Annotated in this window: 3 protein-coding genes and 1 rRNA gene; 1 reads left to right on the top strand and 3 read right to left on the bottom strand. The window is 63.5% G+C overall.

What is annotated here, in order from left to right; translation table 11 throughout:
* Nucleotides 1-65 precede the first annotated feature (65 nt).
* Nucleotides 66-182 (top strand): 5S ribosomal RNA (gene rrf, locus AC1DR1_RS22990).
* A gap of 114 nt (nt 183-296) precedes the next feature.
* Here rrf and AC1DR1_RS22985 read toward each other — a convergent pair.
* The 3 genes from AC1DR1_RS22985 to AC1DR1_RS22975 all read right to left on the bottom strand — a co-directional run.
* On the bottom strand, nt 297-1,292 hold the full coding sequence (locus AC1DR1_RS22985) for a patatin-like phospholipase family protein (RefSeq protein WP_229996202.1): 996 nt from the start codon (nt 1,290-1,292) through the stop codon (nt 297-299).
* A 433-nt stretch (nt 1,293-1,725) separates the two neighbouring features.
* Entirely contained in the window at nt 1,726-2,478 is a 753-nt protein-coding gene (locus AC1DR1_RS22980; protein WP_476993436.1) for a hypothetical protein, read from the bottom strand.
* Between the two features lie 807 nt (nt 2,479-3,285).
* Nucleotides 3,286-3,505 (bottom strand): hypothetical protein (locus AC1DR1_RS22975; RefSeq protein ID WP_476993435.1); only part of this gene is annotated, 220 nt, incomplete at its 5' end.

The following is a 3,505-nucleotide window of genomic DNA, read 5'->3' as shown; positions in this document are numbered from 1 at the left end:
CCACAGATGTTGTAACCACCAGATTTCCCACCCCCGGCACGGCCGGCAGGGTGCGGACACAGGGTTACGGCGGTCATAGCGTGGGGGAAACGCCCGGTCCCATCCCGAACCCGGAAGCTAAGACCCACAGCGCCGATGGTACTGCACCCGGGAGGGTGTGGGAGAGTAGGTCACCGCCGGAACACCATTCACGGTCGAGGACCCCCAACCACAGGTCGGGGGTCCTCCCGCATTTAACCGGCTCTTCATGACCGAGGATGTAGTCGGGGCCTGACCTCGTTTCAGGTTCGAGAGCGTCAGCGCCAGAAATCGGTGAGCTGTTCGGCAAGGGCTCTGCCTTGGTTGTAACCAGCCTGAGCGGCGGGCGGACGCAGGGACAGATCCATCGCATTGGCGCCGAACATATGCTCAGAGTTGCTATCCGGGAAGATCGTTTCGACTTTGCTGCCGCGCGCGCGTAGCTCGTCGACCTGTGCTGCAAGATGCATGCCCCACTCCAACGGCGTCCGTGTTCTGCCGCCGAATGGCGACAGCACCAGCACCCGCCCGTTTCCGGCTGCCAGATCTGCATTCTCGTTGCGTCGGTAGCCGCCGTCGATATACCGTTTGTCTCCGATCCTGTAGGCGAAGCCACTGGCACAGCTGGCCGCGACGGCGTCCACCAGGTCGACTCCGCTGTGGCGGTCGAACACGACCGGTTCGCCGGTATGGGCATTGACCGCCGTGATGAGCACTGTTCGTTCCGGCCAGTGCTGACTGGGCAGCCGCGCGGCGACGGTCGCGCGCCACCGCGTTTGCCTGGAGCCGTCCGACGCCGCAGCCATATCGAGTGCCGCGGCGCCCATTCTGCGGCGCATGTCGGCCGCATCCTCAGCGGCGGCGATGATCTTGCTCGTTCTCTCCATGTGGTCCGCCGCCGGCCTGATCGGAACGCGTCCACGGTCGGATCCGACCGGACCGGTACGTTGCTGGGGCGCCGCGGCAAGAATAGCGGCAAGCAGTTCGGTCGCCTGAATCCCGCTGGTTATCTGGGTCGCGGCGGTCGAGCCGGCCGACGTCCCGATGACCAGATCAGCCTCAGTCACATCCAGCCCGGCATCGAAGAGGCCGGCGATGACGCCGATCAGCCACGCGTTGCCTGTCGATCCGCCGCCACCGAGCACCAACGCGCGCCCGCCCGCAGCGCGCACCTGCTTTGTGGCGTCGACCTGCGGCTGATTCTGGTCGGACCTCGGCCGGTCGGAGGCTGTCATCGAGGTGATGTGCAGAGTTGAAGAGGGTGTGGTGTTCATGGGAGTCGCCTTTCGCGAATTGGCTGTTGGGCGCTCCCGGTGGCGACTAGCTCAGTCGCGCGATCGTGGACTGTGGGGAGCACCCATTGCGGATACTGCATACATGGGTCTCACCTCCTGCCGATGGATCACGATCACGGGAATGATCGCACACCAGCGACACGGTGCGCAATCGGCATCGAGCCGGTTGCAGTGCGCCTGTCGAACGCGCCGCCGTCCGCTACACCCTCATCTGTGATGGGCCATTTACCCCCACAACAATCCGCCAGAGCAGCCTGGAAGGCCGGGAACGGCGGTGTCCCAACCACCAGGACCCCCAGTGCTAGGTTCCCGCCGGAACATCATTGAGGTCGAGGGCCCCCAACCACGTTGGGGGTCCTTGCGCATTTAAGCCCCCAAAACACAAGACCCTGCCCGTCGGCACATTCGGCGGCTACCCCCTGATCAGGTTGCCCCCGGGCAGCGTATCGACGATCTTCCCCGGTGCCCGTTCGCCGATGAGCGGCCACACGACGTCGTGGTCGCCGGCTTGAAGGACAAGACCCTGCGGTGGTGCCATGAACAGCGCCTGCCCGTCCGGACGGCCCGCCATCGGGTTCTCTACCGTCACGTCCGTTCCTTCTCTGGGTGTACCGTCCCCAGCGGGCACCATGTAGGCAACGGCAGCGGCCCCCTTGGGAAAGGCCTTCAGGAAGTACAGGGGATCCGAACTCCTTGCACCATTCAGCTCAAGATAGACATTCCCGTCACTGCCCTGTGGCAGTCCGCCCCTGATCGCGGTGTCAGCGCGCAGGATCAGAACAATGGAGTGGATGCCGGTGCCGACCCTTCCTTTCCGGACCCCCACCACGGCTCCCCGGACGATCACCTGGCTCGCCGCTGCCAGCGCCGCCGGGGAACGGAAGGGCTCGTAGTCGTAGGTAATGCGGCCGAAGGCAGCCAGAGTATCTTCAGCCTTGTAGGAGGCTGGCCCGAAAGGCTGAGTCCCTGTCTGCTGTGAGGTGGACTGCGGGCTGCCGGGGAGCGCAAGCATCCCTGCAGGGGCGACAGTCGCGCCTCCCAGGAGGCTGGCGCCGGCCAGTGCGCCCGCCGCGAGCCACAGCCGGGTGCGCTTAGCGCGTGCAGGGCTGACGGTTTCATTGACTTCATTGACGCTGAATGTTTCATCGACCCGACGCTGGTTCATGCCCCCTCCTTCCACTGCAGTGAGCCGGGCTATGAGGCGGCGGGTCGGGCCGGCCGCCCCGCAGCTCGGGGAGTGACGTCACAGTCCGGCCCCGAATCCTAAGTTCCGCTTGCCCCGAATTGTCCCGGACACCAAAATGGCTGCACAAGAGCAGAAAGTCGCAGCAGAACTGCCAGGCCCTTCTGGTCGGTAGCGACGTCCCGCAGCTTGCCTCTGTGAGCATAAGACTCCGTGAGCATAAGAACTGTCTCGCCAGCCGCTCAGTGCCAGGCCGCCCATTGCGCCCGGTGTTCGTTGCGAACACCATGGCGTGCCCGAAGACAACGTCGGTTCCCGACAGAGTGCCGGCGGGGTGTTCTTTCGGTGGTGCCGGCGGCGGTGTTGTTGGCTGCGGTTGGTGCTGTGGTGATGCAGTGCACAGTTCCGGGTTGGGGCGGCGGGGCGGGTGTTGGGGTGTTTTTGGGTGGTTGTGGCCTGTGGTGGCGGGGTTTTGGGGTGGTGGGGCGGGTGTGTGGGGTGGAGTTGCGGTGGGGCGTGGGTGGGTGTATTGTTTTCTAAGTCGCCGAGAGGGAGACCAGCGGAAAGCTGGGAACCGGAGGCGGCCAATCCCCTAAATTTCAAGACCGGATCTGGTCGGCGTTTTGTGCGCTCCGGGTTCGGGATGGGGCGGGTCGGATGGTTTGCGGGTCGCGGAAACGCTGATTTGCAAAGTGTTCCGGACTCGGGTAAGTTTGAAAAGTTGCTCCGGAGCGATCCTCGACCGAAATGTGGTTGTGGTGGTGCCGGGTGTGTCTGTTGTTTGAGAACTCAATAGTGTGCCAAGTTTGTTGATACCAATTTATTGTATATGGATTGGTTGAATTGACTGGATTGCGCCACCCCGTGGTGTGGTCTGGTTTTTACAGCTGGTTTCAAATTTTGTGCAGTGCGTGCATCCCGTTTTCCCGGGGGCGCGTGTTGTGTCTGTTTTACTTCAACGGAGAGTTTGATCGAGTTTGATCCTGGCTCAGGATGAACGCTGGCGGCG

The sequence above is a fragment of the Arthrobacter sp. P4_F10 genome, assembly GCF_056401435.1.
Note: the sequence above shows the minus strand (reverse complement) of the source record. Positions and strands in the feature narration are given on the sequence as shown.

Bases quoted from the DNA above. Each gene is read 5' to 3' on its own strand.
- AC1DR1_RS22980 (WP_476993436.1), bottom strand. From the start codon at position 2,478: ATGAACCAGCGTCGGGTCGATGAAACATTCAGCGTCAATGAAGTCAAT.
- AC1DR1_RS22985 (WP_229996202.1), bottom strand. From the start codon at position 1,292: ATGAACACCACACCCTCTTCAACTCTGCACATCACCTCGATGACAGCC.